1 protein-coding gene is annotated in these 1424 nt (G+C 64.8%); it reads right to left on the bottom strand.

Going from position 1 to position 1424, the window contains the following annotated elements:
- Window positions 1–31: 31 nt before the first annotated feature.
- Window positions 32–1375: an IS630 family transposase gene (locus ACH4S8_RS45150; protein ID WP_398405195.1), complete on the bottom strand. Its 1344-nt coding sequence runs from the start codon at window positions 1373–1375 to the stop codon at window positions 32–34.
- Between the last annotated feature and the right edge of the window lie 49 nt (window positions 1376–1424).

Here is a 1424-nt window from a genome sequence, read left to right as displayed (position 1 = left end):
CGCTAGTGTGATGCGCCAGAAATCCTGATGCTTAGTTCTGCTCGGTTTTCTGGCCGGTGGTTCCGACCTTGGTGAGGTAGTCGGCGAGGGAGTTGAGGATCTCGTCGGCGGTCTTGGCCCAGGTGAAGGGCCGTGGGTTCTCGTTCCAGGTGTCGATCCACGCTGTGATGTCGTCCTCCAGAGCCTTCACGGAGGTGTGGACGCCGCGGCGGATGAGCTTGTCGGTGAGTAGGCCGAACCACCGCTCGACCTGGTTCATCCAGGAGGAGCCGGTGGGAGTGAAATGGACGTGGAATCGGGGGTGTTTGGTGAGCCATGCCCTGATGTCGGCGGTGTTGTGGGTGGCGTAGTTGTCACAGACGAGGTGCACGTCGAGGCCGGTGGGCACGGCCTTGTCGATCCGGGTCAGGAACTTCTTGAACTCGATCGCCCGGTGGCGTCGGTGCAGTGCCGATATGACAGTGCCGTCGGCGATGTTGAAGGCGGCGAACAGGCTGGTGATGCCGTGCCTCAGATAGTCGTGGGTACGGCGTTCGGGCATGCCCGGCATCATCGGCAGCACCGGCTGGGACCGGTCCAGTGCCTGGATCTGGGACTTCTCGTCCACGCAGAGCACGACCGCCTTCTCGGGCGGGTGGTGATACAGGCCGACAACGTCGACGACCTTCGCGACGAACTGTGGATCGGTGGACAACTTGAAGGAGCCCTGCAGGTGGGGCTTGAGATCGAACCGCTTCCAGATCCGCCCGATCGTCGACTTCGACAGGCCCGTGCGCTGGGCCATCGAGGCCCGTGACCAGTGCGTGTCCTGGCCCGGGAGCGACTCCAGGGTGGCCACGACGACCTCCTCGACCTGATCGAGGAGGATCGAAGGCGGCCGGCCCGAGCGCGGCTCGTCATGCAGACCATCAAGGCGTTTCGCGATGAACCGGGCCCGCCAGCGGTCCACGGTCGACCTGTCGATGCCGAGGTCGACCGCGGCCTGCTGGTTCGTCCCACCCTCCGCACAACGCAGCACGATCTTGGCCCGTAACGCGAGGAACTGAGCGGTCTTTGCCTGCCGCGCCCACTGCTGCAACTGCCTGCGCTCGGCGTCGTCGAGGACCAGGTCGGCCTTCGGCCGGCCGATCCAGCCTGCGTCCTCAAGCCCAGCCATACGCTCCGCGGCGAAGGCCCGACGCCACTTGCCGACCGTCTTGGCCTGGACACCGACAAGCCGTGCCACACCAGCATTCGACATGCCGTCCGCACACGCCAGGACGATGCGGGCCTTCTCGGCCGAGCGCCGGTGCGGCAATTCCGTCCAGCGCACCAACTCGGCACGCTCGGCCTTGGACAGTGTGATCTCCACAGCAGAAGGCCCGGGATGCGACATGCCAACAGGGTAGTAACTAAGCATCAGGATTTCTGGCGCATCACACTAG

Origin of the sequence: Streptomyces sp. NPDC021080, from assembly GCF_044333225.1 — a bacterium.
In the GTDB taxonomy this organism is placed as follows: Bacteria; Actinomycetota; Actinomycetes; order Streptomycetales; family Streptomycetaceae; genus Streptomyces.
This window is presented reverse-complemented; position numbering and strand designations above follow the sequence as displayed.

What these genes read in the sequence shown, in the direction of transcription:
- ACH4S8_RS45150 (WP_398405195.1), bottom strand. Translation starts at nt 1,375, where the DNA reads ATGTCGCATCCCGGGCCTTCTGCTGTGGAGATCACACTGTCCAAGGCC.